The sequence below is a fragment of the Hymenobacter sp. UYCo722 genome, assembly GCF_040547115.1.
In the GTDB taxonomy this organism is placed as follows: Bacteria; Bacteroidota; Bacteroidia; order Cytophagales; family Hymenobacteraceae; genus Hymenobacter.
This window is the reverse complement of sequence record NZ_JBEPPC010000001.1, coordinates 1,221,940-1,246,769: the sequence shown is the minus strand read 5'-3', so window position 1 is coordinate 1,246,769 and position 24,830 is coordinate 1,221,940. Positions and strand designations below refer to the sequence as shown.

The following is a 24,830-nucleotide window of genomic DNA, read 5'->3' as shown; positions in this document are numbered from 1 at the left end:
TTACAGCCCGGGCCTCACGGCTTCGGAATTATCTTAGCCGGAAATATCTCTCCCGGCCTTCCATAAGTCGTTCTTTCATGGCTCCTTTTTCGGCTGCTGCTTCTGCCCGCCCCGTTGCTCCTTCGTCGGCGTCGATGCTCGACCAGATGGGGCAGCTCTACCTGTTGCTCGATACCGACGGAGTTATTGTGGAAGCCAACGACGTTTTTCTTACCCTCACCGGCTACACGCGCAAGCAGGTGCTGGGCCAGCGCGGCCACGAAATGTTTATGGCTCCGGGCCAGCGCGAGCAGCGCCGCCGCGATTTCCTCGAAGGCGTGGCCACCGAAACCCTGCCCAGCAGCTACGACCGCACCCTGCTCACCCAGGGCGGCCAGCCCCGGCTGGTGCACTGGCGCGCAGGCTACACCCGCGACACCGCCGGCAAAGTTACCGGCGTGTGGATGTCCGGCCAGGAAGCCAACGAAATGACCCTGGCATCGCCGGCCCTGGCCAACGACAGCACGCACCTCCAGGATTTCCTCGACAATGCCCAGGACCTGGTGCAGCACCTGAGCGCCACCAACGCCTTCCTGTTCGTAAACAAGGCCTGGAAGGAGAAGCTCGGTTACTCCGATGCCGAGCTGGCCACCCGCACCCTCGCCGACGTGGTGCACCCGTATTACAAGGCCAAGCTGCTCTATCAGCTGCGCAACCTATATGATGGGGAGCCGGTGAACAAGGTTGAAACCGTATTTCTGACCAGCCTGGGCAAGCCGGTGCACCTCATCGGCAGCATGAGCGTGGTGCGCGAGGAAGGCCAGCCGATGAGCAGCCGTGCCATTCTGCACGACATCACCGACCGCATCAAGGCCGAGCGACTCCAGAAAGTATACTACAGCATTGCCAACCTGGCCATCTCGGCCAAGGACTTGCCCAGCCTCTACGGAGCCATTCACCGCGAGCTGAGTAAGATTATTGAAACCAGCAACCTGTTCATCGCCCTCTGCGACGACACCCGCACGCAGCTCCAGTTCGTGTACCACGTCGACCAGTACCCGCAGAACCGGCCGCATTCGGCTCAGCCGTTTGCCGGGGGCGTGTCGGAGTACATCATCGCCGGCGGGCAGCCGCGCTACCTCACCCACGCCGATTTTCAGCAGCTCGTGCGCAGCGGCACGCTCACCATTTTCGGCCAGGTGCCCGAGGTAATGCTGGCCTCGCCGCTGAGCATCGGCGACCGCATTATCGGGGTGCTGGCCGTGCAGGACTACCACCGCGTAGATGCCTACACGCCCGGCGACCTCGACGTGCTGCACTTCATTTCGAACCAGGTGGCGCTGGCCATCGAGCGCAAGCGCAACGAGGAGCAGATTGGCCGCCAAACGGCCCGCCTGAACGCTATTTTCGAGAGCGGCTCGCACGTGATGTGGACCGTGGACACCCACGGCCACCTCATGAACTTCAACCGCAATTACGCGGCCCTGTTCCTGCGGCGCAACGGCACCTATCCCATGCGTGGTATCAATCTCTGGGAAGCCGACCTGAAGAAGCTGCCCGCTGACGAGCGCGACATGTTTGTGCAGCACTACGATGCGGCCGCCAAAGGCCAGGCCCAGCGCTTCGAGATGCGCCTGCGCGACGTGCGCGGCTACGATGTGTGGACGGACATCTACCTGAACCCAATTTACCTGGGCGACGGCTCCTTTGAGGAAATATCGGCTATTGCCCACGACATCACCGAGCAGAAACGCGCCCAGTTGGCCCTGGAAGCTCAGGAGGAGAAGTTTCGCTCCATTTTCGAGTCGTTTCAGGACATTTACTATCAAACCAACGACGAGGGTCTGCTCACCATCGTCAGCCCTTCGGTGCGCGAAGTGCTGGGCTATGAGCCCGAAGAGGTAATGGGGCAGCCTGTGGCGCTCTATTACGTCGAACCCTCCGACCCCGAGCGCGTGGGGGGCGAGCTGGCGCGCAATGGCGGCCTGCGCAACTTCGAAACCCAGATGTGGCACAAGCTGGGCCACCCCGTGAGCGTGCTCGTTAATGCCCGCCTCTCGGCCGATGGCCAGCGCGGCACCGAGGGCATTGCCCGCGACGTAACCGAAATTCGCCAGATGCAGGACGACCTGCGCCTGGCCAAGGATGCCGCCGAAGCCGCCCTCGAGGCCAAAACCCAGTTTCTGGCCAACATGAGCCACGAGCTGCGCACGCCCATGAACGGCATCATCGGCATGATTGACCTGCTCGACCAGACGGTGGAAAACGACGAGCAGCTCGACTACGTCGACACCCTGCGCAAGAGCTCCGATGCCCTGCTCACCATTCTCAACGACATTCTCGACCTGTCGAAAATCCAGGCCGGCAAGCTCCAGATTCACGAGTCGGCGCTGGAACTCACCGCCGTCATGGAGCGCATTCGCTCCCTGTTCATCTACCGCGCCGAGCAGAAGAACATTCGCTTCACCTACCACATCACGCCCCACACGCCGGCCCTGGTGGTAACCGATGAAGTGCGCCTGCTGCAGATTCTGAGCAACCTAGTGGCCAACGCCATTAAGTTCACCAACGAGGGCACCGTGAGCATCGTGGTGAGCAGCGTGAGCACCGACGGCGAGCTGCACACCCTGCGCTTTGCGGTGCAGGACTCGGGCATCGGTATTTCGAGTGAAAACGCGGCCCGGCTCTTCACCAATTTCACCCAGCTCGATACCACGCCCAGCAAGGCTTACGGCGGCACGGGCCTGGGCCTGAGCATCAGCCGGCAGCTGGCCGAGCTGCTGGGTGGCGAAATCGGCGTGCTTTCCGATGAGGGCGAGGGCTCGGTGTTCTGGTTCACGATTGCCACCCGCGAGGCCCGGCGCGATGAGCTGCCCGAAGTAGCCCCCGTGCGTGAGCCCGTCTTCAAGGCCTTTGAAGACCCGCCCCGCGTGCTGCTCGTCGACGACAACGCCATCAATCAGAAAGTGGGCCAGCGCCTGCTCTCGCGCCTGGGGTGCGAGGTCGACGTGGCCGGCGGCGGCCCCGAAGCCATCGGCCTGGTGAAAACGCCCGGCCTGGAATACGACATGATTTTCATGGATATCCAGATGCCCGACATGGACGGCGTGGCGGCTACGGCCGAAATTCGCCGCCTGCTGGGCAGCGCCTGCCCGCCCGTGGTGGCCATGACGGCCTACTCGATGCAGGAAGATGCCGGCCGTTTCATGCGCCAGGGCCTCGACGACTACGTGGGCAAGCCCGTGAAAAGCCGCCACCTCTACGAAGTTTTGCACCGCTGGCTGCGCCCGCGCGGCCCGCGCTCCACGTCGGCTGCCACGGTAGCGGCGTCGGCCATACTGCTGCCGCCGGTAGTGGCCCCCGTGGCCAAGCTCGTGGTGCCCGAACCCGACGGAGCCCCGGCCGAGCCCATCCTTGATGAGGCTATTCTGCACCAGCTCATGGATTTGGGCGGGGCGGAATTTACTACCGACCTATACCAGGAATTCGAGCAGGAAGCCGGCGACCTGCTGCGCGACGCATCCCCCGCCGTAGCCAGCGCCGAGTTCCGCGAGCTGTTGCCCATGCTTCACCAGCTCAAGGGCACGGCTTCAACGCTCGGCGGTGTGGCCCTGGCCGCCCAGGCCCGCTACCTCGAACGCCAGTTCAAAGAAGGACGTATGGAAGCGGGGGCGGCGGGCTTTCGACTTTTGGAACATTACTTTGCACAGTTCGTCGCCGAATATCCGGCGGCCGTGCAGCGGGTTGCCGCTACCGAATAAGGCACGGCTACCAATTCCCCTTTGCTATTCTACCATCTCACTCCCCTCACAAAACAAACCCCACGCGCATGTCTGTTGATACTCAAAAGATGATTCTGATTGCTGAAGACAGTTCGGTTATTCTCAACCTCACCCGCAAAATTCTTGAGCTGCAGAAGTACAAGATTGTGCTGGCTAAAAATGGTGGCGAGGTCCTCAAGCAGCTGGAAAGTAACCCTATCGACTGCGTTCTGATGGACATCAACATCCCCGTGAAGGATGGCATGCAGTGCACCCGCGAAATCCGCGCCCACGAAGACCCTAAAATCAACAAGCTGCCCATTATCGCCATCACCGGCAACGCCAATAACTACTCGATGGACCAGTTCCGCGAGGCCGGCGTGACCGACTACCTGCCCAAGCCGCTCGATTTCGACGCTCTCGTGCGCGTGGTGAAGCAGTACGTGGGCTAAGTTGAATTAAGAATTAAAAATTGAGAATTAAAAATATCAAAGTGTTGAGCCTGTATGTTCTACTGGGTTGGCTTTGAGTAATCCTTGATTTTTAATTCTTAATTTTTAATTCAAACGAAGTGCAAGTAACATTCCTCGGTACGGGCACCTCGTCGGGGGTGCCCATGATTGGGTGCACCTGCGCCGTGTGCCGCTCGCTCGACCACCGCGACCACCGCCTGCGCGTGTCGGTACACGTGGTGGTGGACGGGCGCAGTCTCGTTATCGACTCCGGCCCCGATTTCCGGCAGCAGATGCTGCGTGCCCGCGTCACCCACCTCGATGGCTTGCTTTTCACGCACGAGCACAAGGACCACACCGCCGGCCTCGACGACATCCGGGCCTTCAACTTTCGGCAGCAGACCGATATGCCCGTGTATGGCGAGCCGCGCGTGCTCCGCCAGCTCCAGCAGGAATTTGCCTACATCTTCGCCGAGCACAAGTACCCCGGCGTACCCCGCGTGGTGCTGCACCCCATTGAGCGCGACGACGAACCGTTCGACGTGTTGGGGGTGCCCGTGCTGCCGCTGCGGGCAATGCACCACAAATTGCCGGTGCTGGGCTTCCGCATCGGTAATTTCTGCTACCTGACCGATGCCAACCACCTCAGCCCCGAAACCCGCGCCCAGCTGCGCGGGGCCGATGTCATCGTGCTCAACGCCCTGCGTCGCGAGCAGCACATCTCGCATTTCACCCTGGCCCAGGCCGTCGAAGTGCTGGAGGAGGCCGCCCCCAAGCGCGCCTATCTCACCCACATCAGCCACCAGCTGGGCCGCCACGCCGAGGTGGAAGCCGACCTGCCCCCGTGGATTCGGCTGGCCTACGATGGGCTGAAAGTGGAGATTTAAGCTCTGGATACGCGCCTTGTGCCCCTATCCCGGCCATTGGTGGCCCGAGGGTGACACTCCCTTATTTGCCAAGTCATTCGTCAGCCGGAACTGCTTCGCGGCCGCACGCGGTTTCGTTTGAAGAAATCCCAGCTCGTTTCTGCTTCAGCCTTCTCCTATGAACGTTATTAACCTCGACCAAAAATTCGGACAGTTCTCCGACCATTGGCACCCGCGCGTGGTGGCCGACCTGAACGACCAGCACGTGAAGCTGGCCAAAGTGCAGGGAGAATTTATCTGGCACAGCCACGAGGCCGAAGACGAGCTTTTCGTGGTGGTGCGGGGCCAGCTGCACATCGAGTTTCGCGACCATACGTCCACCATCAATCCGGGCGAAATGCTGGTGGTACCCCGGGGCGTAGAGCACCGGCCGTATGCCAGCGAGGAAACCTGGATTATGCTCGTCGAGCCCCAGGCCACGCGCCACACCGGCACCGTGGAGCACGCTCTGACCCGGCACGACCTTCTCCGGATTTAGGCGCTCTCCTTGCATACCAACTACTACTATCTGCGCCAACTGGCCCCCGCGCTCACCGAGGGGCTGCGGGGCTACCGCGTGGCCGCCTGCTTCACGCAGGAAAAGGATGAGCTGGTGGTCGGCCTCACCAACGGCACGGCCGAGTTCTGGCTGAAAGCGCAGCTGGGCGCGAATTTCCCCGCCCTGGCCCTGCCCGAAACCTTCCAGCGCGCCCGTGCCAACTCCGTCGACTTATTCCCCGATTTGCTGGGCGAGCAGGTCGAATCCGTGGCCGCCTGGCCCCAGGACCGGGTGCTGCAGGTGAATTTCCGCAGTGGCGCGCGCCTCGTGTTCAAGCTTTATGGCCCGCGCCCCAACGCCATTTTTCGCTCCGCGCCCGACGCGCCCGCCCAGCTCTTCCAGCAAAAGCTGCTGGCCGATGCCGACCTGCGCCCGCAACCCACGACGCCCACGACGCCCACAAAATCCGACGAATCCGACGAATCCGATAAATCCGCGGTTCAGACATCGGTAAAACTCCCGCCGCCGCTGGCCGACTTGCCGCTGCGCTACCTGCGCGCCCACGGCTACGACGAAGCCGCGCCCGACGCCCGCGCCCGCCAGGTAAACCAGGTTTTGGCCCAACTCGAAAAGCCGGCCCATTACTACATTATTCAGCTCGATGGCCGCACCCGGCTTAGCCTGCTGCCACTCGGGGAGGTGCTCGAAACCTTCGCCGGCGACGATTCCATCGCCGCCCTGCGCCGCTTTGTGCCCATGGCCCTGGGCCGCCGTGCCCTCGAAACCGAAACGCACCAGCTGCGCCAAATGCTCACGCGCCGGGCCGACGAGGCTGGCACCGCCGCCGCCCACGCCCGTCGCCGCCTGCACGCCCTGGCCCACGAGGCCGGCTACCGCAATACCGCCGACCTTATTATGGCCAACCTGCACGCCATCGCGCCCGGCGCGGCCCAGGTCGAGGTAATTGATTTCTACACCAACGAGCCGCGCGTCATCAAGCTCAAGCCCCGCGAAAAGCCCCAGCGCACCGCCGAAAACCTCTACCGCAAAGCCAAAAACCAGCAAATCGAAGAGCGGGAGCTCACCGAGCGCATTGCCCGCCGCGAGGCCGAAGCCTTTACGGCCCTGGAGCGGCTGGAGGAAATGGACAACCAGCCCGCCCTGGCCGAGCTGCGCGGCCTGCGCGTTTGGCGCAAGCAGCACGGCCTCGACCCCACCGCCAATGCCAATACCAAAGTGCCAGGCGAACTGCCCTTCAAAGTATTCGAAGACCGGGGCTTCACCATTCTGGTAGGCCGCAGCGCCGAAAACAACGACCTGCTCACCCAGAAATACGCGCACAAGGACGACCTCTGGCTGCATGCCAAGGACGTGGCCGGCTCACACGTCGTTATCCGGCACCGCGCCGGGCAAACTGTGCCCGAGCCCGTGGTCGAGCACGCCGCCATGCTGGCTGGCTGGTACTCCAAGCGCCAGAACGATACGCTGTGCCCGGTCACCGTCACGCCCAAAAAATTTGTGCGCAAACCGCGCGGAGCCCGGCCGGGGCAGGTAATCGTGGAGCGCGAGCGGGTAGTGCTGGTGAAGCCGGGCAACCCGTTCGAGCGGGAGCATTCGCAGCCGTAGCATCCAGCGCTGCTTCATTTCGATGCACGGCCTCAAGCGCCGGTTTTGCTCGTTCAGCTACTCGCCCGCGATGGCGACGTGCTACACGAAAAAGCCCACTGCAAGTAATTGCAGCGGGCTTTCGTTTTGCGTGCGCGCGGGGAGATTCGAACTCCCACACCCGAAGGCACCACCCCCTCAAGATGGCGTGTCTACCAGTTTCACCACGTGCGCAAAAGGCAACTGAGCTTGGTATGCGGCCGAAGCCGGCGTCGCTGAGGTAGCGAAGCGGGTGCAAAGATAGATGGTGAATTCCGGCTGCACAACCAATAACGCGGGTTTTTCAGGTGCAGGCTATCAATTGGCCGCCAAACCTGGGCTTTCGTAAAAGGGCGGCAACGCCTTTCTTACCTGACAATCATCTGGCTACATGGCAAACGTTCCGATTCCGTCGCACGCATCTTTTTTTGGCCGCCTGGCCGAAAGCATCACCCGGTTCTCCGGTTCCACGCCCGCTTTCCTCACGGCCACGGGCATCGTGCTGTTCTGGGCGCTCACCGGGCCGCTGTTTCATTATTCCGAAACCTGGCAGCTGGTTATCAACACCGGCACTACTATCGTCACGTTTCTAATGGTTTTTCTAATCCAGCGCGCCCAAAACAAGGATTCGCTGGTGTTGCACCTAAAACTGAATGAGCTGCTGGCTGCCACCCAGGGAGCCAGTAATCGCCTCATCAACGCGCAGGATTTTTCGGAGGAGGAAATCCGTACCCTGCACGATTTCTATTGCGCCCTGGCCGAGCTGGCTAAGAAAGACAGCGACCTCGGCAAAACGCACAGCGTAGAGGAAGCCGAAGACAACCAGCGCGAAAAGTTTGCCGCCCAGACCGAATAAGGAGTTTACAAAAACAGCCGCTGCAATTACTGCAGCGGCTGTTTGATACGAGGGTTCAAATAGGGTTCAATTACATGGCCCGAGTCAGCGGCGACTCCACCACGTGCTCCGATACGAACCACACCTGCAGCTCGTTGGTGCGGATGAGTTGGCTGACAATAAGGTCGTTGGTACCATCATCGCCCGAGTCATCGGCCTTGCCGGCATAGCTGTGGCAGTTTTTGAGGAGGCGCTGGTGGCCATCGAGCAAGCGCGAAACCTGCACGGGCGCTTCCTCGCGGTCGCGTGGCACCCGGGGAATGCTGCTGAGCTCGGCCACGTCGTGGGCCATGGCCACGGCCACACCGCCCAGAATTTGAATGCGCTCGGCAATAGCATCGACCAATACGGCCTGCTCTTCATAATGCTTGTCGAAAAGCAGGTGCAGCTGGTAGAAAGTAGGGCCTACAACCTGCCAATGGTGTTTCTTGTACATGTCGCGCAGCGTCATAGTGTCGGCCAGCAGCTGGTTGAGCATGGTCACGCTGGCTTGGCGGGTCGCTTCGTCGAGGCCGATGGGCAGGCGCTGGCTCACGGTGCCGTACTTCTGGGTGGGAGCAGGGGCGTGGTTCTGCTGGTTGAGGATGGGCTGAATATTCACCGCAGGGTTCGAGCCCGAAGACTTGCCATTGCTGGCAGCCGACTTTTGGGTGGCGGGAGCGGCTGTTTTCTTAGCGGCGGGGGCCGCAGCTTTTTTAGCGGCGGCTTTGGGAGCGGCAGTTTTGGCGGAGGGGGCCATAGAAAAAAGAAACAGTTGAAGTGAGAAAGTTGCCGAAGAATTCGGCAGCGGAATTTTGTTATTATCCGTACGTAAAGCGCCCTGCGGGGTTAAGTCCGGCTTCTTAAAATCTCCTCATGGCTATGCCCCAAACGACGACCGAGCTACCGCACGATGTGCACCCCGAGCACCACCTCACCAGCTCGGCCATGTTGCAGGACGTGGTGATTGGCCTCTCCGACGGCCTGACTGTGCCTTTCGCCTTGGCCGCGGGCCTTAGCGGCGCGGTATCGTCGTCGGGCCTGGTTATCACGGCGGGCCTGGCCGAAATCGTGGCCGGCAGCATTGCCATGGGCCTGGGCGGCTACCTGGCCGGCCGCACCGAAGTCGAGCACTACGCCTCGGAGCTGGGCCGCGAGCACCGCGAAGTGCAGGAGGTACCCGACAAGGAACGCGCCGAAGTCGATGAGCTGCTGGCCGATATGGGCCTTTCCGAAGCCACCCGCCGCCAGGCCGTGGCCGAGCTCACCGCCGACCCCGAGCAGTGGGTTAAATTCATGATGAAATACGAGCTGGGCCTCGAAGAGCCCGACCCCAAGCAGGCTCCCAAAAGCGCCGTCACCATCAGCACGGCCTATGCCGTGGGTGGCCTCATTCCGCTTAGTGCCTATTTTTTCACCGATACGCCCAGCCAGGGCTTGGCTTATTCGGCGGTTATCACGCTGGTGTGTCTGTTTATCTTCGGCTATTTCAAAAGCCGCATGACCGGCCAACCCCCCGTGGCCGGGGCCGTGAAAATGGCCGTAGTGGGCGCGCTGGCGGCTGCCGCCGCCTTTGGCATTGCCCGGCTGGTGGGGGGTGGGACTTAGCGCCCCGTTCCCCACGCCGTTTCTTAAGTGCCCATAATATCCTCACGATGCAATTCAAACTCCCCGAAACTTCCGCCGTCCTCGTCAAGGGTAAGTCTTTCAAGCTGGCCGAGGTCGACCCGGGCAGCGAAAAGCCTTTTGCCCATCACCCGCACAACCGCGAGGATGCCGAATCCCGGCTGCTGGAATTGCGCCAACGCATGTTTGAGTTGCAGGAGCTCCTCTACGCCGAGCATCGGCAGTCGCTGTTGCTGGTGTTTCAGGCCATGGACACGGGCGGCAAGGACGGGGCCATTGGCAATCTGCTCACCGGCGTAAACCCGGCCGGCATCGCGGTAGCCTCGTTCAAAGCGCCGTCGGCCGAGGAGTTGAGCCACGACTTCCTCTGGCGCATCCACGCCCAAACGCCCAAGCGCGGCCACATCGGGGTGTTCAACCGCTCGCACTACGAGGATGTGCTCGTGACCCGCGTACACGGAATAATTGATGATAAAACCGCCACCCAGCGCTTCGAGGATATCAACAACTTCGAAAGCCTGCTCACGCACAACGGCACGCGCATCCTCAAATTCTTCCTGCACATCTCGAAATCGGAGCAGGCCGCCCGCCTCCAGGCCCGCCTCGACGACCCCGCCAAAAACTGGAAATTCGACCCCAACGACCTCAAAGAGCGCGCCCGCTGGGACGACTACCAAACCGTGTACGAAGACGCCCTGCGCCACTGCTCGCCCGACCACGCCCCCTGGTTCGTCATCCCGTCCAACCAGAAGTGGGCCCGTGACTTGGCCATCGCCGAAATCGTGGTAGCCGCTCTGGAGGATATGAACCCCCAGCCACCTAAAGCTACTTTCGATGTGAAGGCGCAGGTGATTGAGCAATAATCTAATAATTGAAATCATGCGACATTGCTTTCAGGTCTTATTAGCTCACAATGAGTAAACGAAAACTCACCCATAGCCAAGAGCTACGAAAATTGCTTCAGGAAGCTGAATCAGATTCAGTGTTGGTTACTGAGCTTGAAGCAGTGCAAAAATGCCTTAATAAGCCGAAGAAAGCAGGTGTTCCGGCTTTACTCAAAGTGTTAAAGCCAAGCTTGCATCGAACAACTAAGTGCTTCATCACGAAAGTGCTTGAGAGCTTAAGGGATGAAAGAATCATTCGGCCGATGATGATGGCTGTGCGTGCACCAGAAAACGTTAAGATTCGCTCATATTTTTTGTGGCCTCTTGTCAAATACGATTGCACCAAGCACCTTTCGTATTTTGTTGAAATCATCGTGAAACTTGAAGAACCTGGTGAGGCTATGATGGTGTGCATTATGATTATCCGTGCTATGAAAGGGCCTTTTGAACCAGAAATGGCAAGAAAGAGTATTCGAAAATTGCTGGCTGAAACTAATCGGGATGTTGATTTGGAGTTGAAACTGCAAACCGAAGCATTTCGATTGGAAGCCGCAGATTTCATTATGGCCAAATATTTTAACAGTACCCGTAAAGCCTTTTGGGTAGAGCGGAATGGGAGTGTTGACATTAGCAAAACTGCCTGATAACCCGTACCTTTGCGGCCCCGCCAGAGTGGCGGGCCTTGCTGCCCAACGGCAAGGTATTCAAGAAGAACCGCGAATTGGCCCGGGCACCGGCCTTCTCGTTTACCTAAGCGGTGCCCGCAAGCTATTATGGCAGAAATGATTGACGATTTCGACTGGGACAACGTCGGAGCCACCGGTTTTGGTGGAAACTACTCCTCGGACCAGCGCGCCGAGATGGAGAAAATGTACGGCGACACGCTGACGACCGTACAGGAAGAGGAAGTGGTGACGGGCACCGTAGTTGGCATCACTGACCGCGACGTCATCCTGAACATTGGCTTCAAATCGGATGGCCTGGTGTCCATCACCGAATTCCGCGACCTGCCCGACCTGAAGGTTGGCGACACGGTGGAGGTGTTCATCGAAGACCAGGAAGATGCCAACGGCCAGCTCATCCTGAGCCGTAAGAAAGCTAAAATCAAGCAGGCTTGGAAGTCGATTTACGATGCCCTCGAGTTGGACACCATCCTCGAAGGTGTAGTGAAGCGTCGCACCAAAGGCGGCCTCATCATGGAGCTCGACGGCGTGGAAGCCTTCCTGCCCGGCTCGCAAATCGACGTGAAGCCCATCCGCGACTTCGACATTTATGTCGGCCGTCGCATGGAAGTGAAAGTGGTGAAAATCAACTCTGCTTTCGACAACGTCGTGGTTTCGCACAAAGTGCTCATCGAGAAAGACCTCGAGAAGCAGCGTGAGGCCATCCTGAACAACCTGGAGAAAGGTCAGATTCTGGAAGGCAACATCAAGAACATGACCAACTTCGGCGTGTTCATCGACCTCGGCGGTGTCGACGGTCTGCTGCACATCACGGACATCTCGTGGGGCCGTATCGCTCACCCGAGCGAGGTACTGACCCTGGACCAGAAGCTGAACATCGTGGTTCTGGACTTCGACGAAGCCAAGAAGCGTATTTCGCTGGGCTTGAAGCAGCTGACTCCCCACCCATGGGATTCGCTGCCCGCCGACCTGCAGCCAGGTTCGAAAGTATCGGGCCGCATCGTGAACGTGGCCGACTACGGTGCTTTCATGGAAGTGGTACCCGGTGTGGAAGGCCTCATCCACGTTTCGGAAATGAGCTGGAGCCAACACCTGCGCAACCCGCAGGACTTCATCAAGCAGGGCGACACGGTAGAAGCGCAGATTCTGACGCTCGACCGCGAAGACCGCAAGATGAGCCTCGGCATCAAGCAGCTGACCGAAGACCCGTGGACGCGTGGCGACTTTGCTGGCACCTACGGCGTAGGCACCAAGCACAGCGGCACCGTGCGCAACCTCACCAACTTCGGCCTGTTCGTGGAGCTGGAAGAGGGTGTTGACGGCCTCGTGCACGTATCGGACCTGTCGTGGACCAAGAAAATCAAGCACCCATCGGAAATGGTGAAGGTGGGCGACAAGCTCGACGTTGTAGTGTTGGAGCTGGACCTGGGCGCTCGTCGCCTGGCCCTGGGCCACAAGCAGCTGGAAGAAAACCCTTGGGATACCTTCCAGACGGTGTTCACCCCCGGCTCGGTGCACAAGGCGACCATTACCGAAAAGACCGAGCGTGGCGCGGTACTCGAATTGCCGTACGGCATCGAGGGCTTCGCGTACCCCAAGTCGCTGGTGAAGGAAGATGGCTCGAACGCCGAGAACGGCGAGCAGCTCGACTTCCGCGTCACGGAGTTCTCGAAGGACGACCGCCGCATTGTGCTCTCGCATACGGCCGTGTTCAACAAGGAAGCCGCTGCTGAAGATGACAGCCGCAACAGCAAGTTCAAGAAGAAAACCAACGCAAAAGCTGGCGAACCCCAGGGCGAAGGCAAAATCAGCGACTTGAAGAAGACGGAAGAGAAATCGACCCTCGGCGACCTCGACGCCCTGAGCGCCCTGCGCGACCAGATGATGGGCAACGAGCGCAAGGCCGGTGAGCAGAAGCTGAAAGCTGCTGCCGCGACCAAGCCCGCCGACGTACCCGCTGCCGGTCCCGACAACGCCCAGGCCCTGGCCGACGGCGCTGCCGCTGGCAAAGGCGCTACGAATGCCGCCACTCCCGAGGCGGCTGACAAGGCCGCCGCGACCATCGAAGGCACCGCTCCGGCTGCTGAAGAGGCTCCGGCCGCTGAAGCTGCTCCCAAGGCTAAAGCACCGAAAGCGGCTAAAGCTGCCGATGCTCCCGCCGCCGAAGCTGCTCCGGCCGCTGAGGAAGGTGGCCTGCTGGCCAGCATCACCCACGCTGCTTCGGCTGCCATCGACAAAGTGAAGGAAGTGGCCGCTGACGCTGCCGAGGCCGTTTCGCACAACGAAACCCTCGACAAGGTGAAGCACGCCGCCTCGGACGCTGTTGATGCCGTGACCCACTCGGAAGCCTTCGCAAAGGCTTCGGAAGTAGCTGGCGACCTGGTGGACAAGGCCAAAGGCCTGGTTGCCGGCGACGACGCTGCCGACAAAAAAGACGACGAAGCCAAAGCCTAACCGCTTAGCTTAGTTGCAGAAAGGAGCCCCGGCGCATGCGCCGGGGCTTTTTTTGTGCGCCGGCCCTTGCCCACGCCAAACCCGCTGCCTACCTTTGCCCTCCCAAAGACCACTCCCGGTGACGTGACCGAGTGGCTAGGTAGAGGTCTGCAAAACCTCCTACGGCGGTTCGAATCCGCCCGTCACCTCAGCAGCAATGCTTCGAAAAGCCCCATTTGCCAATAGGTAGATGGGGCTTTTTTTGTGGCGAAATAATTTGGCGTTTAGGGCCAATGCACAAATGGCTTAGCCGAAGTAACCTGAATGTTAGCGCCAAGGCTACCTTTGATTCTATGCAAAGGCTGTGGCTTATTCTCAATGTAGCTCTTCTCGCGCATGCTGGTGCTTTTGCCCAAAAAGTAACCAGCCGGATTTCGTCGCTGAAAACAGATGAGGACGTGAAGTCGCTGGTTCATCCTTTGGGGTGGGAGTATGAAGAGCTAATCCTGGGTGACTCGGCTTGCCTCGTCTATAAACCATATGCCCATACTGCTTTACGCTGCACCGGACAGTCTTGGTATCGCGCCGATTTTGATAGTAATGGCTGGCCGGACTTATTGGTAGTTGGTCTGCGGCGCGACATTCCCTTTGTGTTCTGTGTGCTTGATTCTGGCAACAACAGATTCCAGGTTGTGCGAGATTTTTACAATAGCCTTGATGAACGACAACCTACTGCGCGAGTTGCTTTCAGACAAGGGCAGGCACTGTTGCGCTACACGGCCTACGCACGTCGTCGTAGCGGTAGGGGAAAGCTGCAAAATCGCCGGACGCAGTTACTGGCTTGTCGGGGTGGTGGATTTGTGCCTTATGAAAAGCAGCCGACAAACCACCACATTACGACCATTTCCTACCAATCACGCTTCAACTATCACGGCCAGTTTGCGACCACGATAGATATCAATGCCACTGGGTTAGCTACGCTTAAATATCAGGCAACCGTGCAAGGAGACTCGGTTGCCAGCCTAAAACACGCGCAATACCAATTGAGTCGGGACCAGCTTGATTCCCTGTTTGACTTGTTGAATTACATACACTTTGCTACCTGTCGGCCAGTCTATGGTACTGGGATGGAAAACCACCGGCCCCGCGTCGATTTACAGATTGGGTACGAGGATGGAACGAAGGTTATCCACGATACCAAGGGCGGTGGCACCCTGGGATTGGCGCAGGTTTACGAGAATCTGGAGCGCCTGACAACACAGTTACGGCTGCATTAATACTACTAGACAGCTTCGGTTCTTCGGTTTTGCCCGCGTTATGCCTACATTTCGTAGCCAAGATGGGCCATTGGCCGTACTTGCGGCACCAACCGTTCTTTACCACCCCACCCCTTATGAAGATTGTTGACCTCCGCACCATGCGCGGGCCGAGCTATTGGTCTGTGAAGCACCATAAGCTGATTGTTGCCAAAGTTGATTTGCAGGAGTTTGCCGGCCAATGGTCGAACGCCGTGCCGGGCTTTGCCAGCCGGCTGACGAAGCTGTTTCCGAACATCAGCACGGTGCAGCCGGGCGGCATGAGCGGCAAGCAGGCGGCCAAGCACCAGCCGCTGACGCTGGAGACCCTCAACGATGGCGAGCCGCTGGGCTACGTCATTCAGCACGTGGCGCTGGAGCTGCAGCGGCAGGCGGCCATGCCCATGTACTGGGGCAAGAGCTACCCGGCGCACGAAGCAGGGGTGGAGTACGTGGTAGTAGCCTACCAGGAGGAGCGCGCCGGCCGCCGCGCCATGGAGGCCGCCGTGGATATCGTGGAGGCGCTTTGCAAAAAGGAAAAGGTCGACCTCAAGCCCATTGTGGCCGAGCTGCACGAAATCCGCGAAGACGAGTTTTTCGGGCCCAGTACCTACAGCATCGTGGCCGAAGCGGCCTCGCGCAACATCCCGTACATCCAGCTCAAGAATACCAGCATCATTCAGCTGGGCTACGGCGAAAACCAGCGTCGCATCTGGGCCACCACCACCAACCTGACCTCGCACGCGGGCGTGGAAGTGGCCGGCAATAAGAACCGCACCAAGGCCATGCTGCACGATGGCGGCGTGCCCGTGCCGCGCGGTACCACCGTGTATTCGGAAGCCGGCCTGCGCGATGCCATCGACGAGCTGGGGTTCCCCATCGTGACCAAGCCGCTCGACGGCAACCATGGCAAGGGGGCCACCATCCGCATCATGAACTGGAAGGATGCCGCCGAGGGCCTGAAAGCCGCGCAGGCGTACTCGCGAGCCGTGATTGTGGAGCAGTTTATTGAGGGCTTCGATTTCCGCCTGCTGGTGGTGAACGGCAAGCTCATCGCCGCCGCCAAGCGCACACCCGCCGCCGTGGTGGGCGACGGCAAAAGCACCATTCAGCAGCTGATTAATAAGGTGAACGAGGACCCGCGCCGGGGCATCGGCCACGAGAAGGTACTCACCAGCATCAAGGCGGATAAGCACACGCTCGACCTGCTGAAAGCCCGCCAACTGACCTTGAAAGCGGTGCTGCCAGCCGGCGAAATTCTGTATCTGAAGAGCACGGCCAACATCAGCACCGGCGGTACCGCCACCGACGTAACCGACCAGATGCACCCCTACAACGTGCTGCTGGCCGAGCGCGTGGCCGGCATCGTAGGCCTCGATATCTGCGGCATCGACCTGATGGCCACCGATATTGCCGTGCCCCTAAACGAGAGCCGCGGCGCGGTGATTGAAGTGAACGCCGCTCCCGGTTTCCGCATGCACATCGCGCCCACCGAAGGCCTGCCCCGCAACGTGGCCGCCCCGGTGGTGGATATGCTGTTCCCGCCCGGCAGCACGGCCCGTATTCCGATTATCGCCATCACCGGTACCAACGGCAAGACGACCACCACGCGCCTCATCGCGCACATGGTGGCCGGCCAGGGCTACAAAGTAGGCTTCACCACCACGGATGGCATCTACATCCAGGGCGTGCAGCTGCAAAAAGGCGACTGCACCGGCGGCCAGAGCGCCGAGTTCGTGCTGCGCGACCCAACCATTAACTACGCCGTGCTCGAAACCGCGCGCGGCGGCATGCTGCGCTCGGGCCTGGGTTTTCATACCTGCGACATTGCCGTAGTGACCAACGTGGCCGCCGACCACCTGGGACTGCGCGACATTCATACCGTGGAGGAAATGGCCGCCGTAAAGGGCGTGCTGCCCCGCACCGTGCGCAAAAACGGCTGGGCCGTGCTCAACGCCGACGACGACCTGGTGTACGCCATGGCCCGCACCGTGGAATGCCGGGTGGCCCTGTTCAGCATGAACGAGCACAACCCGCGCATTCTGGAGCACGTGGAGGCCGGTGGCGTGGCGGCGGTGTACGAGGAAGGCTACGTGACGATTTACCGCAATAGCTACAAGCTGCGCATCGACCGCGCCGCCGAATTCCCGATTACGTTCGAAGGCCGGGCGGGCTTCAACATTGAAAACTGCCTGGCGGCCGGGTTGGCCGGCTACCTGGCCGGGTTCGATAAGGATGCCATCAAAACGGCTTTCCGCACCTTCATCCCGTCGGGCACCAAAACGCCGGGCCGCATGAACATGTATAAGTTTCCGAAGTTCGAGGTGATTGTGGACTATGCTCACAACACGGCGGGCATCACCAAATTCGCCGAGTTTATGGATGCTACGACGGCCACCCACAAAATCGGCATCGTGTCGGGCCTCGGCGACCGCCGCGACGAAGACACGCTGGGCTTCGCCCGCATCGCCGGCCGCATCTTCGACGAGGTGATTCTGCGCCAGGACCAGGACCTGCGCGGTAAGTCGGCCGATTTCCTGCGCGAAATCATGGAGCGCGGCCTGCGCCTCGACAAGCCCGATTTGAAAATCACCTACATCCCTAACGAGCCCGATGCCATCGACCACCTGCTGAAACACACGCCGAAAGGTGGGTTAGGGGTCATCTTCACTGAGAACATCACCAACACGCTGGCCAAGCTGGATGAGTTCGAACAGGGACCGCAGATTTAACGGAGTTTAGCGGGTTCAACATACTATCTGTGATGCTGAACCAAAACTATACCACGCAAAAAGAGGCTGCTCACACGAGCAGCCTCTTTTTTTTAGCGGAATAAAACCAAGCAGCGCGGGACCATAGATAGTCCGTTCAAGCTGTGGTCTATTTTAGCGTGAAGGTCGTCTTGCCCATCAGCTGGCCGCTTTCATACATTTCTACGGTGTGCAGGCCTTTCTTGTACTCGGCCCCTTTGGCGTACACGAATTCCAGCTTCTGGCGGGAGTTGTCGTACACCACGTCTTGTTTCTGGGTATAAAAGGCCTCCTGGCCATCCACGGTAAAGGTGCCGCCGCCGGTGCTCAGGTTGTAGAGGGCCGCGCCGTCGGGCTCCAGAATGCGCAGGTATACCGCCTTGGTTTCCTTCGGCGATACGTCGTTGCGGGCAAAATTGGCGGTGATTTTCAGCTTCTCCACTCGCTTGGCTTTGAACTCCTCTTTGTCGTCATCCTTCTCCTTGTTTTTAGAGGTGATGATGGCCACGTGGATGTTATCGGCCTGGAGGCGCGAGGCCACCGTTACTTTCTCCGACAGCTCCTTATTGCTACGCACCACCGTGCTAATGGTGTCGGAGAGCTTATTCTGACGCTCTTTGAGGGTGCTGGTTTCGGTGTAGAGCGTTTCATTGTCCTTCTTCAGCTGGGCAATGTCGTCGTCCTTCTTGCGCAGCTGGCCTTCGAGGTTCTGCGCGCGCTGCTTAAACAGGCTTTGCTGCGCAATGGAGAAGCTGCCGGCCTTGAAAGAGCGCAGCTTCAGCAGGTCGGCGTTGACGGCCGAGATTTTGGCCACGAGCGAGTCGTTGCTCAGGCCCAGGGCTTGCAGCTCCGAGCTTTGGCGCTCAAAATCAGCCTTCAGCGCTTCGTATTGCTTGATTTGTTCCTGAAGCTTGCTGTCTTTGGCTTTTACTTCGGTGGTCAGCACTTCGTTTTGCTGGCCTTTTTGCTGGTTGAGGTAGAACAGGACCCCGTTGATGCCGAGCAGGACGAGTACCAGGGCTACCCAAAGGAGGACGCGGCTGTTGTTGGAGCGGGGTTCGGGGGTTTCGTTGGGGTCCATACGGGAATAGTTAAGCGAGAAAAGCGAACTAAAATTAGAGCACGCGGCGACGGGCGGCACGTACCTTTGGGCGTAAAAATAGGGGAGTTTGGTGCCCTGGCAAGTTAAACCTATACTTCGACCAAATGAAAACGGTTTTACCTGACTTCGATGCGGCCTACTGGCAAGCACGTTACGATGAAGGCCGCGACGGTTGGGACACCCGCGTTATCACCCCGCCGCTGCGCGCCTACTTCGACCAGCTCGACGTAACTGCCCAGCCGCGCATCCTTATTCCCGGGGCCGGCCGGGCCTACGAAGCGGAGTACCTGCACCAACTCGGTTTCCGGCAGGTGTTCGTGGTCGACATTGCCCCCGAGGCCCTGGCCGCGCTGGCGGCCCGCGTCCCGGATTTTCCGGAAGCACACCTGCTGCTGGCCGACTTTTTTGCCCTGTCCAACGACCCGCCCTACGATTTAATTGTGGAGCAGACTTTTTTCTGCGCCCTCGACCCTGCCCTGCGCCCGGCCCACGCCTGGCAGTGTGCCCACCTGCTGCGCCCCGGCGGCACCCTCATGGGCCTGCTCTTCGATACCGACTTTGGCCCGGTGCAGGAACCACCCTTCGGTGGGAGCCGCGAAGAATACCGCCACTATTTCGCGCCCTATTTTAATTTTCGGCACTTCGAAACCGCCACTAATTCACTCAAACCCCGGCAGGGGCGCGAGCTTTTTATTTGTTTAAAAAAGAAAGCTGAATAGAACGTCCTACTGAGACCAGAACGTCATGCTGAACGCAGTGAAGCATCTCTACTGTGCAATGCAACCCATTTGATTGGTTTACTTCGGCAGTAGAGATGCTTCGACAAGCTCAGCATGACGTTCCGTTACCGATAAGCAACCAGCAACTTAAAACTTTATGCTCCAGGCCCTCGCCAACACCCTCCCGCACTTTCGGCACACCAATTCCGGTCAGTTTTTTCTCATGGCCGGGCCCTGCGTTATCGAGGGCGAAGACATGGCCCTGCGCATCGCCGAGCGCATCAAGCACATGACCGATAAGCTGCAGATTCCTTTCATCTTCAAGGGCTCCTACCGCAAGGCCAACCGCTCGCGCCTGGACTCCTTCACCGGCATCGGCGACGAAACCGCGCTTCGCATTCTGCAGAAGGTGGGCCGCGAAATTGGGGTGCCGACCGTGACGGACATCCACGAATCGGGGGAGGCGGCGCTGGCCGCCGAGTATGTCGACGTGCTCCAGATTCCGGCCTTCCTGTGCCGACAGACCGATTTGCTGCTTGCCGCCGCCCAGACTGGCAAGGTGGTTAACATCAAAAAAGGCCAGTTCCTGAGCGGGGAGGCCATGAAGTGGGCCGTGGATAAGGTGCGCCAGGCCGGCAACCCGCACGTCATCCTCACCGAGCGCGGCAATTCGTTCGGCTACTCCGACCTCGTGGTCGATTTCCGCAACCTGCCCACCATGCGCGAATTCGAAGTGCCCGTGGTGATGGACGTGACGCACTCGTTGCAACGCCCCAACCAGAGCAGTGGCGTCACCGGCGGCCAGCCCGCCCTCATCGAAACCATTGCCAAAGCCGCCATCGCTGTGGGGGCCGACGGCTTGTTCATCGAAACTCACCCCACGCCCGCCACCGCGCTGTCCGACGGGGCCAACATGCTCCCGCTCGACCAACTGGAGGCCCTGCTGGTGAAGCTGACTCGGGTGCGTCAGGCCATCCGGGAATCAGGTGAGGTGGAGCTGAACCAGTTGCCATAACTGCAGCGCCAGCTAATGCGGGCGCTGCAGCCTCAGGTACGTAGCCAAAAGTGCTGCTTGGGCTGATTCTTCCGGAAGAAAACCAGGCCGATGTAGAATAAGTCCACCGTCAGGCGCACATCAGGGTGGGCTTTGATGGTTTCCCAGGCGCGCTCCATGTCTTCCGACCAGTGGATATCGTCGAATACGAACACCGATTCGTCGGTGCGGTGGGCCAGGCATTGCTCGAAGTAGCGGAGCGTGGGCTCGTAGCGGTGGTTACCGTCAAAAAACGCGAAATCGACCGGGGCATTCAGGGCCGCTAGGGTAGGAGCCAGGGTGTGGTCGAGGTTGCCCTCCACGACTTCAATGTTGCCTAGGTGCAGCACCGCGAAGGTTTCGCGGGCCATGGCGGCCACGTTGGGGCAGCCCTCGAAGGTGACGACGCGGTGGCGCGAGTCGGCCGCCGCCAGGTAGGCGGTGGTGAGGCCCAGCGAGGTACCCAGCTCCAGCACGGTGGCCGGGCGCAGGTAGTTCACCAGCCGGAACAGCAGTTGCGCCAGCTTTGGGGGCTTGGCGGCGGTGCGGGCGATGTCGGCCACGCGGCGCTGCCGGCCCGCGCCGGTGTGCGAGCCCGCCCCCAAATCCGTAACGCTGATACTGGCCGGGCTGGCCAGCAGTTGCCGACGACGCTCCTCGATGCTTGCATACGGCCCGTACTGGCCCTTGTGGCGTACCACCGACGTATAAAGCCCAAAAACAAACGGCGAATGCAGCCCGTGGGCATTGCCCGAACGCAGCCAGAAGCGGAGGTAAGCGAGAAGTTGGAACAACCTGATTTTAGCCGTTAGCTTTCAGCTGCCAGCCATTAGCTACGACCGTCAGCAGGGCAAAGCTAACAGCTAATAGCTGTGAGCTGCCAGCTTAATTCAGCCGATACGGTACCATCAGGGTAAACTCCGGGATTTCGACGTTGAATTCCTGCCCATTACCCAGACGCTCCATCAGGTAGGTGCCGCGCATCTTGCCCACGCCCGATTTCAGGTTGCAACCGCTTACGTACTGGTGGGCCTCGCCGGGCTCCAGCACGGGCTGGCGGCCTACCACGCCTTCGCCCTCTACCTCGCGTACCACGCCATTGGCGTCGTGAATGTACCAGTGCCGACGCAACAGCTTCACCGTGAATTCGCTATTGTTTCGAATATCGATTCTGTAGGCAAATACGAAATGCTCCTGGCCGGGACTGGAGTAGTCGGGTAGGTAGTTGGTCGTAACCGAAACGGTGACGCCTTGCGTAGTGGTGGTGGGCATAGTCGGCAAAGCTAAAGGCAGCTGCGGGCGTAACAGTCGCCCGCAACAATTGGTTTTACGCAAACACGGCGCTTCAACGCCGCTTCATTCCCGTTTATTTTCTTACAAACTTCCATGGTAAAGATAGCCGAAAGCTGGCGGCCCGTACTGGCCGACGAGTTCGAAAAGCCCTATTTTCAGAAGCTGATTGCCTTTGTGAAGGGCGAATACGCCACCGCCACGGTGTACCCGGCCGGCTCCCAGATTTTCCACGCCTTCGATGCTACCCCCTTCGATAAGGTGACGGTCGTTATCCTGGGCCAGGACCCCTACCACGGGCGCGGGCAGGCGCACGGCCTCTCCTTTTCGGTGCAGGATGGCCAGCGCACGCCGCCCTCGCTCGTCAATATCCTAAAGGAGCTGCAAGCCGACATTCCCGGCACGGCGGCCGCGCCCAACGGCAACCTCGACCGCTGGGCCCAGCAGGGCGTGCTGCTCCTCAACGCCACGCTCACGGTGCGGGCCGGCGAGCCCGCCTCGCACCAGAAGCGGGGCTGGGAGGAGTTTACCGACGCCGTTATCCGCAAAGTGTCGGATGAGCGGCCGCACGTCGTATTTATTCTCTGGGGAGCTTACGCGGGCAAAAAATCAGAGCTGATTGATGCACGTAAGCATTTGATAATTAAATCGGTGCACCCATCGCCCTTCGCAGCCGATAAGGGCTTCTTCGGCAGTAAACCATTCAGCAAGGCCAATGCCTGGCTGGCCGAGCACCGGCTGGTGCCGGTGAAGTGGTAGCAAGGAACTGTTATTGCGAGGGAAGTACTGAAGAGCTAACCAAACAAAACGTCATGCTGAGCTTGCCGAAGCATCTCTACCGCCACGAGTAATCAGTTACTACTGCGGTAGAGATGCTTCGGCAAGCTCAGCATGACCGTTTTTTGTCGACTATTCGGACAGGGGCCTAATGGATGATATTGAACAGCCGGTTCCAGCGGATGCGGTGCCAGAAGTCGGCGTTGGGGTCCATGGAGAGCCAGATGAGGACGGCTTTGCCCACGACGTGGTCTTCGGGCACGAAACCCCAGAAGCGCGAGTCTTCCGAGTTGTGGCGGTTGTCGCCCATCATCATGTAGTAGTTCTGCTTGATGGTATAGCTGGTCAGCATATTACCGTTCTGGTAAATCATGCCATCCTGCCAGGTAACGCCTTCGTTGTGCTCGTAGCGGGCCACTATTTTAAAGTAGATGGCCGCGTTGGCGGGCGAAAGATTGATAACCTGCCCTTTTTTAGGAATAGGCAGCGGGCCGTAGTTGTCGAGGCTCCAGTTGCGCGGGGTGGCGCTCAGGGCCATCGAGTTGTGGAAATCGGCCACATCGGGGAAAAGCTGTACCTGGGGCTGCAGCACGGTGAGGCCCTTCACGTAAGGCTGCTTTTTGAAGTAGTCGGCCGTGGCCTGGGTGCAGCTGATGGTGTAGCCGTAGGTGCCGGGCGTGGGGCCGGGCACCGCCAGGGGCAGCCCGCCGGGCGCTTCGTACTCGACCACGCCCTGGCTGCGCAGAGCGGCCAGCACCTCGTCGTTGGGGCTGTCGACCTGCATAAAGTAGGTGGTTTGCAGGCCGGGCGGCGTTTCGCCGGGCTTGCCGTTCAAAAATACTTTGCCGTCCCGGATTTCGAGGGTATCGCCGGCCACAGCCACGCAACGCTTGATGTAGTTGGTGCGCAGGTCGGCCGGATACTGGCTTTCGTGGGGCACGTGGAAAACCACCACGTCGTTGCGCTTAATTTCCGAGAAGCCCGGCAGCCGGAAGGTGGGCAGCTGAATCAGGTCGGAGTAGCTTTTCAGGCCCGTGCCCCAGAGCGTTTGGTGGGTGAGGGGTACCTGCAACGGCGTTTGGGGCGTGATGGGGCCGTAGTGCAGCTTACTCACGAACAGGTAGTCGCCCACCAGCAGCGAGGCCTCCATGCTGGGCGAAGGGATGGTGTAGGCCTCAAACGTGGCCCAGCGGATGAGCGTGGCCGCCACGATGGCAAAAATCAGCGAATCGGCCCACTCGCGGGATTTCGTTTTGGGCGCCTGAGGCGCGGTGGTATGGTCGGTTTTGAGCAAAGACATGGGGAGGGCAAGCTTGAGGCTGGCAAGTTAATTACCGTAAAGAAACGCAGCAGAACGCCACCGCGCCCGGCTGGCTGGTGGCTACAGGCCCAGTAGCTCCTTCATGCCGAACACGCCTGGGCGGCCCGGCAGCCACTCGGCCGCCAGCAGCGCGCCCAGCGCGAAGCCCTCGCGGCTGTGCGCGGCGTGGCTCAGCTCCAGCGTATCCACGTCGGAAGTGTAGGTGACGATGTGCGTACCCACGGCCTCGCCGGTGCGCTCGCTGATGACGGCCAGCTCGGTGGGCGTTGCGGCCGGGGCGTTGCGCCAGCTGGTTTTGGCCGGAAAATTCCGCATGATGCCTTCGGCCGCCGTGAGGGCAGTGCCGCTGGGCTGGTCGATTTTCTGGGTGTGGTGGATTTCGCGCAGGGCCACGTCGTAGCCGCCGAACTGGGCCATCTTGGCCGCCATGTACTCGTTGAAGTGGAAGAAAAGGTTCACGCCTACGCTGTAGTTGGAGGCGTAGAACAGGCTGCCGCCCAGCTCCTGGGTCAGGACCGTGGCTTCTTCGAAATGATGCAGCCAGCCCGTGCTGCCGCACACCACCGGGAGGCCCTGGCGCAGGCAGGCCGCCACGTTGCCGAAGGCCGAATCGGGGTGCGTAAACTCGATGGCGACATCGACGGTGGCTGGCGAAAAGTCCGCGATATTGGATTGCGAGGCGTGCAGGTCGACAATACCGGCGATGGTATGCCCGCGCTGAGCGGCCAGAGCGGCAATGGTCTGGCCCATTTTGCCGTAGCCGATGAGAAGAATGTTCATAGTGGTTAATTGGCAGTTGTTGG

At 60.0% G+C, this 24,830-nt stretch carries 20 protein-coding genes, 2 tRNA genes and 1 pseudogene; 16 read left to right on the top strand and 7 right to left on the bottom strand.

Features of this window, described 5'->3' with window-relative positions; translation table 11 throughout:
* Nucleotides 1-77 precede the first annotated feature (77 nt).
* The 5 genes from ABIB44_RS05460 (at nucleotide 78) to ABIB44_RS05440 (ending at nucleotide 7,222) form a co-directional block, all read left to right on the top strand.
* Entirely contained in the window at nucleotides 78-3,740 is a 3,663-nt protein-coding gene (locus ABIB44_RS05460; protein WP_354583603.1) for a PAS domain S-box protein, read from the top strand.
* 68 nt (nucleotides 3,741-3,808) lie between these two features.
* Nucleotides 3,809-4,192 carry a response regulator gene (locus ABIB44_RS05455; RefSeq protein ID WP_354583602.1) on the top strand — a complete coding sequence of 128 codons (384 nt, stop codon included), beginning with the start codon at nucleotides 3,809-3,811 and terminating at the stop codon, nucleotides 4,190-4,192.
* A gap of 119 nt (nucleotides 4,193-4,311) precedes the next feature.
* The gene (locus ABIB44_RS05450) at nucleotides 4,312-5,079 is read left to right on the top strand and encodes an MBL fold metallo-hydrolase (RefSeq protein ID WP_354583601.1); all 768 of its coding nucleotides are present in this window, start codon (nucleotides 4,312-4,314) and stop codon (nucleotides 5,077-5,079) included.
* Between the two features lie 157 nt (nucleotides 5,080-5,236).
* Complete coding sequence (locus ABIB44_RS05445; protein WP_354583600.1) at nucleotides 5,237-5,596, top strand: cupin domain-containing protein; 360 nt, start codon at nucleotides 5,237-5,239, stop codon at nucleotides 5,594-5,596.
* A 9-nt stretch (nucleotides 5,597-5,605) separates the two neighbouring features.
* On the top strand, nucleotides 5,606-7,222 hold the full coding sequence (locus ABIB44_RS05440) for an NFACT RNA binding domain-containing protein (RefSeq protein WP_354583599.1): 1,617 nt from the start codon (nucleotides 5,606-5,608) through the stop codon (nucleotides 7,220-7,222).
* Nucleotides 7,223-7,353: 131 nt separating this feature from the next.
* Here ABIB44_RS05440 and ABIB44_RS05435 read toward each other — a convergent pair.
* Nucleotides 7,354-7,435: transfer RNA gene (locus ABIB44_RS05435), tRNA-Leu, on the bottom strand.
* Between the two features lie 196 nt (nucleotides 7,436-7,631).
* On the opposite strand from ABIB44_RS05435, the gene ABIB44_RS05430 reads away from it, so the two are divergent.
* Entirely contained in the window at nucleotides 7,632-8,096 is a 465-nt protein-coding gene (locus ABIB44_RS05430; protein ID WP_354583598.1) for a low affinity iron permease family protein, read from the top strand.
* A gap of 70 nt (nucleotides 8,097-8,166) precedes the next feature.
* Here ABIB44_RS05430 and ABIB44_RS05425 read toward each other — a convergent pair whose 3' ends face one another.
* Entirely contained in the window at nucleotides 8,167-8,874 is a 708-nt protein-coding gene (locus ABIB44_RS05425; RefSeq protein WP_354583597.1) for a Dps family protein, read from the bottom strand.
* Between the two features lie 122 nt (nucleotides 8,875-8,996).
* Between ABIB44_RS05425 and ABIB44_RS05420 the strand changes: the two genes are divergently transcribed.
* The 7 genes and pseudogenes from ABIB44_RS05420 to cphA all read left to right on the top strand — a co-directional run bounded on the left by ABIB44_RS05420 (nucleotide 8,997) and on the right by cphA (nucleotide 17,767).
* A complete protein-coding gene (locus tag ABIB44_RS05420) occupies nucleotides 8,997-9,722 on the top strand; it encodes a VIT1/CCC1 transporter family protein (protein ID WP_354583596.1) in 726 nt (241 codons plus the stop codon).
* Between the two features lie 47 nt (nucleotides 9,723-9,769).
* Nucleotides 9,770-10,603: a polyphosphate kinase 2 family protein gene (locus tag ABIB44_RS05415; protein ID WP_354583595.1), complete on the top strand. Its 834-nt coding sequence runs from the start codon at nucleotides 9,770-9,772 to the stop codon at nucleotides 10,601-10,603.
* A 50-nt stretch (nucleotides 10,604-10,653) separates the two neighbouring features.
* Nucleotides 10,654-11,268, top strand: coding sequence for a hypothetical protein (locus ABIB44_RS05410; RefSeq protein ID WP_354583594.1), 615 nt, complete (start codon nucleotides 10,654-10,656; stop codon nucleotides 11,266-11,268).
* A gap of 129 nt (nucleotides 11,269-11,397) precedes the next feature.
* Nucleotides 11,398-13,206: pseudogene (gene rpsA, locus ABIB44_RS05405) on the top strand (30S ribosomal protein S1); the annotation flags it as partial.
* A gap of 672 nt (nucleotides 13,207-13,878) precedes the next feature.
* Nucleotides 13,879-13,949, top strand: a tRNA-Cys gene (locus ABIB44_RS05400).
* 144 nt (nucleotides 13,950-14,093) lie between these two features.
* Nucleotides 14,094-15,017 (top strand): hypothetical protein, encoded by a 924-nt coding sequence (locus ABIB44_RS05395; RefSeq protein WP_354583593.1) that lies wholly within the window; start codon nucleotides 14,094-14,096, stop codon nucleotides 15,015-15,017.
* A gap of 116 nt (nucleotides 15,018-15,133) precedes the next feature.
* A complete protein-coding gene (gene cphA / locus ABIB44_RS05390) occupies nucleotides 15,134-17,767 on the top strand; it encodes a cyanophycin synthetase (RefSeq protein WP_354583592.1) in 2,634 nt (877 codons plus the stop codon).
* Nucleotides 17,768-17,915: 148 nt separating this feature from the next.
* On the opposite strand, the gene ABIB44_RS05385 is transcribed toward cphA, so the two are convergent.
* Nucleotides 17,916-18,866, bottom strand: a complete 951-nt coding sequence (locus ABIB44_RS05385) for a DUF8428 domain-containing protein (RefSeq protein WP_354583591.1) — start codon at nucleotides 18,864-18,866, stop codon at nucleotides 17,916-17,918.
* 125 nt (nucleotides 18,867-18,991) lie between these two features.
* Between ABIB44_RS05385 and ABIB44_RS05380 the strand changes: the two genes are divergently transcribed.
* On the top strand, nucleotides 18,992-19,606 hold the full coding sequence (locus ABIB44_RS05380; protein WP_354583590.1) for a methyltransferase domain-containing protein: 615 nt from the start codon (nucleotides 18,992-18,994) through the stop codon (nucleotides 19,604-19,606).
* Between the two features lie 157 nt (nucleotides 19,607-19,763).
* Nucleotides 19,764-20,621, top strand: coding sequence for a 3-deoxy-8-phosphooctulonate synthase (kdsA, locus tag ABIB44_RS05375; protein ID WP_354583589.1), 858 nt, complete (start codon nucleotides 19,764-19,766; stop codon nucleotides 20,619-20,621).
* A gap of 32 nt (nucleotides 20,622-20,653) precedes the next feature.
* On the opposite strand, the gene ABIB44_RS05370 is transcribed toward kdsA, so the two are convergent.
* Nucleotides 20,654-21,433, bottom strand: coding sequence for an O-methyltransferase (locus tag ABIB44_RS05370; protein WP_354583588.1), 780 nt, complete (start codon nucleotides 21,431-21,433; stop codon nucleotides 20,654-20,656).
* 91 nt (nucleotides 21,434-21,524) lie between these two features.
* A complete protein-coding gene (gene apaG, locus ABIB44_RS05365; protein ID WP_354583587.1) occupies nucleotides 21,525-21,911 on the bottom strand; it encodes a Co2+/Mg2+ efflux facilitator ApaG/CorD in 387 nt (128 codons plus the stop codon).
* Nucleotides 21,912-22,025: 114 nt separating this feature from the next.
* Between apaG and ABIB44_RS05360 the strand changes: the two genes are divergently transcribed.
* A complete protein-coding gene (locus ABIB44_RS05360; RefSeq protein ID WP_354583586.1) occupies nucleotides 22,026-22,688 on the top strand; it encodes a uracil-DNA glycosylase in 663 nt (220 codons plus the stop codon).
* A gap of 166 nt (nucleotides 22,689-22,854) precedes the next feature.
* On the opposite strand, the gene lepB is transcribed toward ABIB44_RS05360, so the two are convergent.
* Both lepB and dapB read right to left on the bottom strand, forming a co-directional pair.
* Complete coding sequence (gene lepB / locus ABIB44_RS05355) at nucleotides 22,855-24,006, bottom strand: signal peptidase I (RefSeq protein WP_354583585.1); 1,152 nt, start codon at nucleotides 24,004-24,006, stop codon at nucleotides 22,855-22,857.
* Between the two features lie 81 nt (nucleotides 24,007-24,087).
* Entirely contained in the window at nucleotides 24,088-24,807 is a 720-nt protein-coding gene (dapB, locus tag ABIB44_RS05350) for a 4-hydroxy-tetrahydrodipicolinate reductase (RefSeq protein WP_354583584.1), read from the bottom strand.
* Nucleotides 24,808-24,830 lie beyond the last annotated feature (23 nt).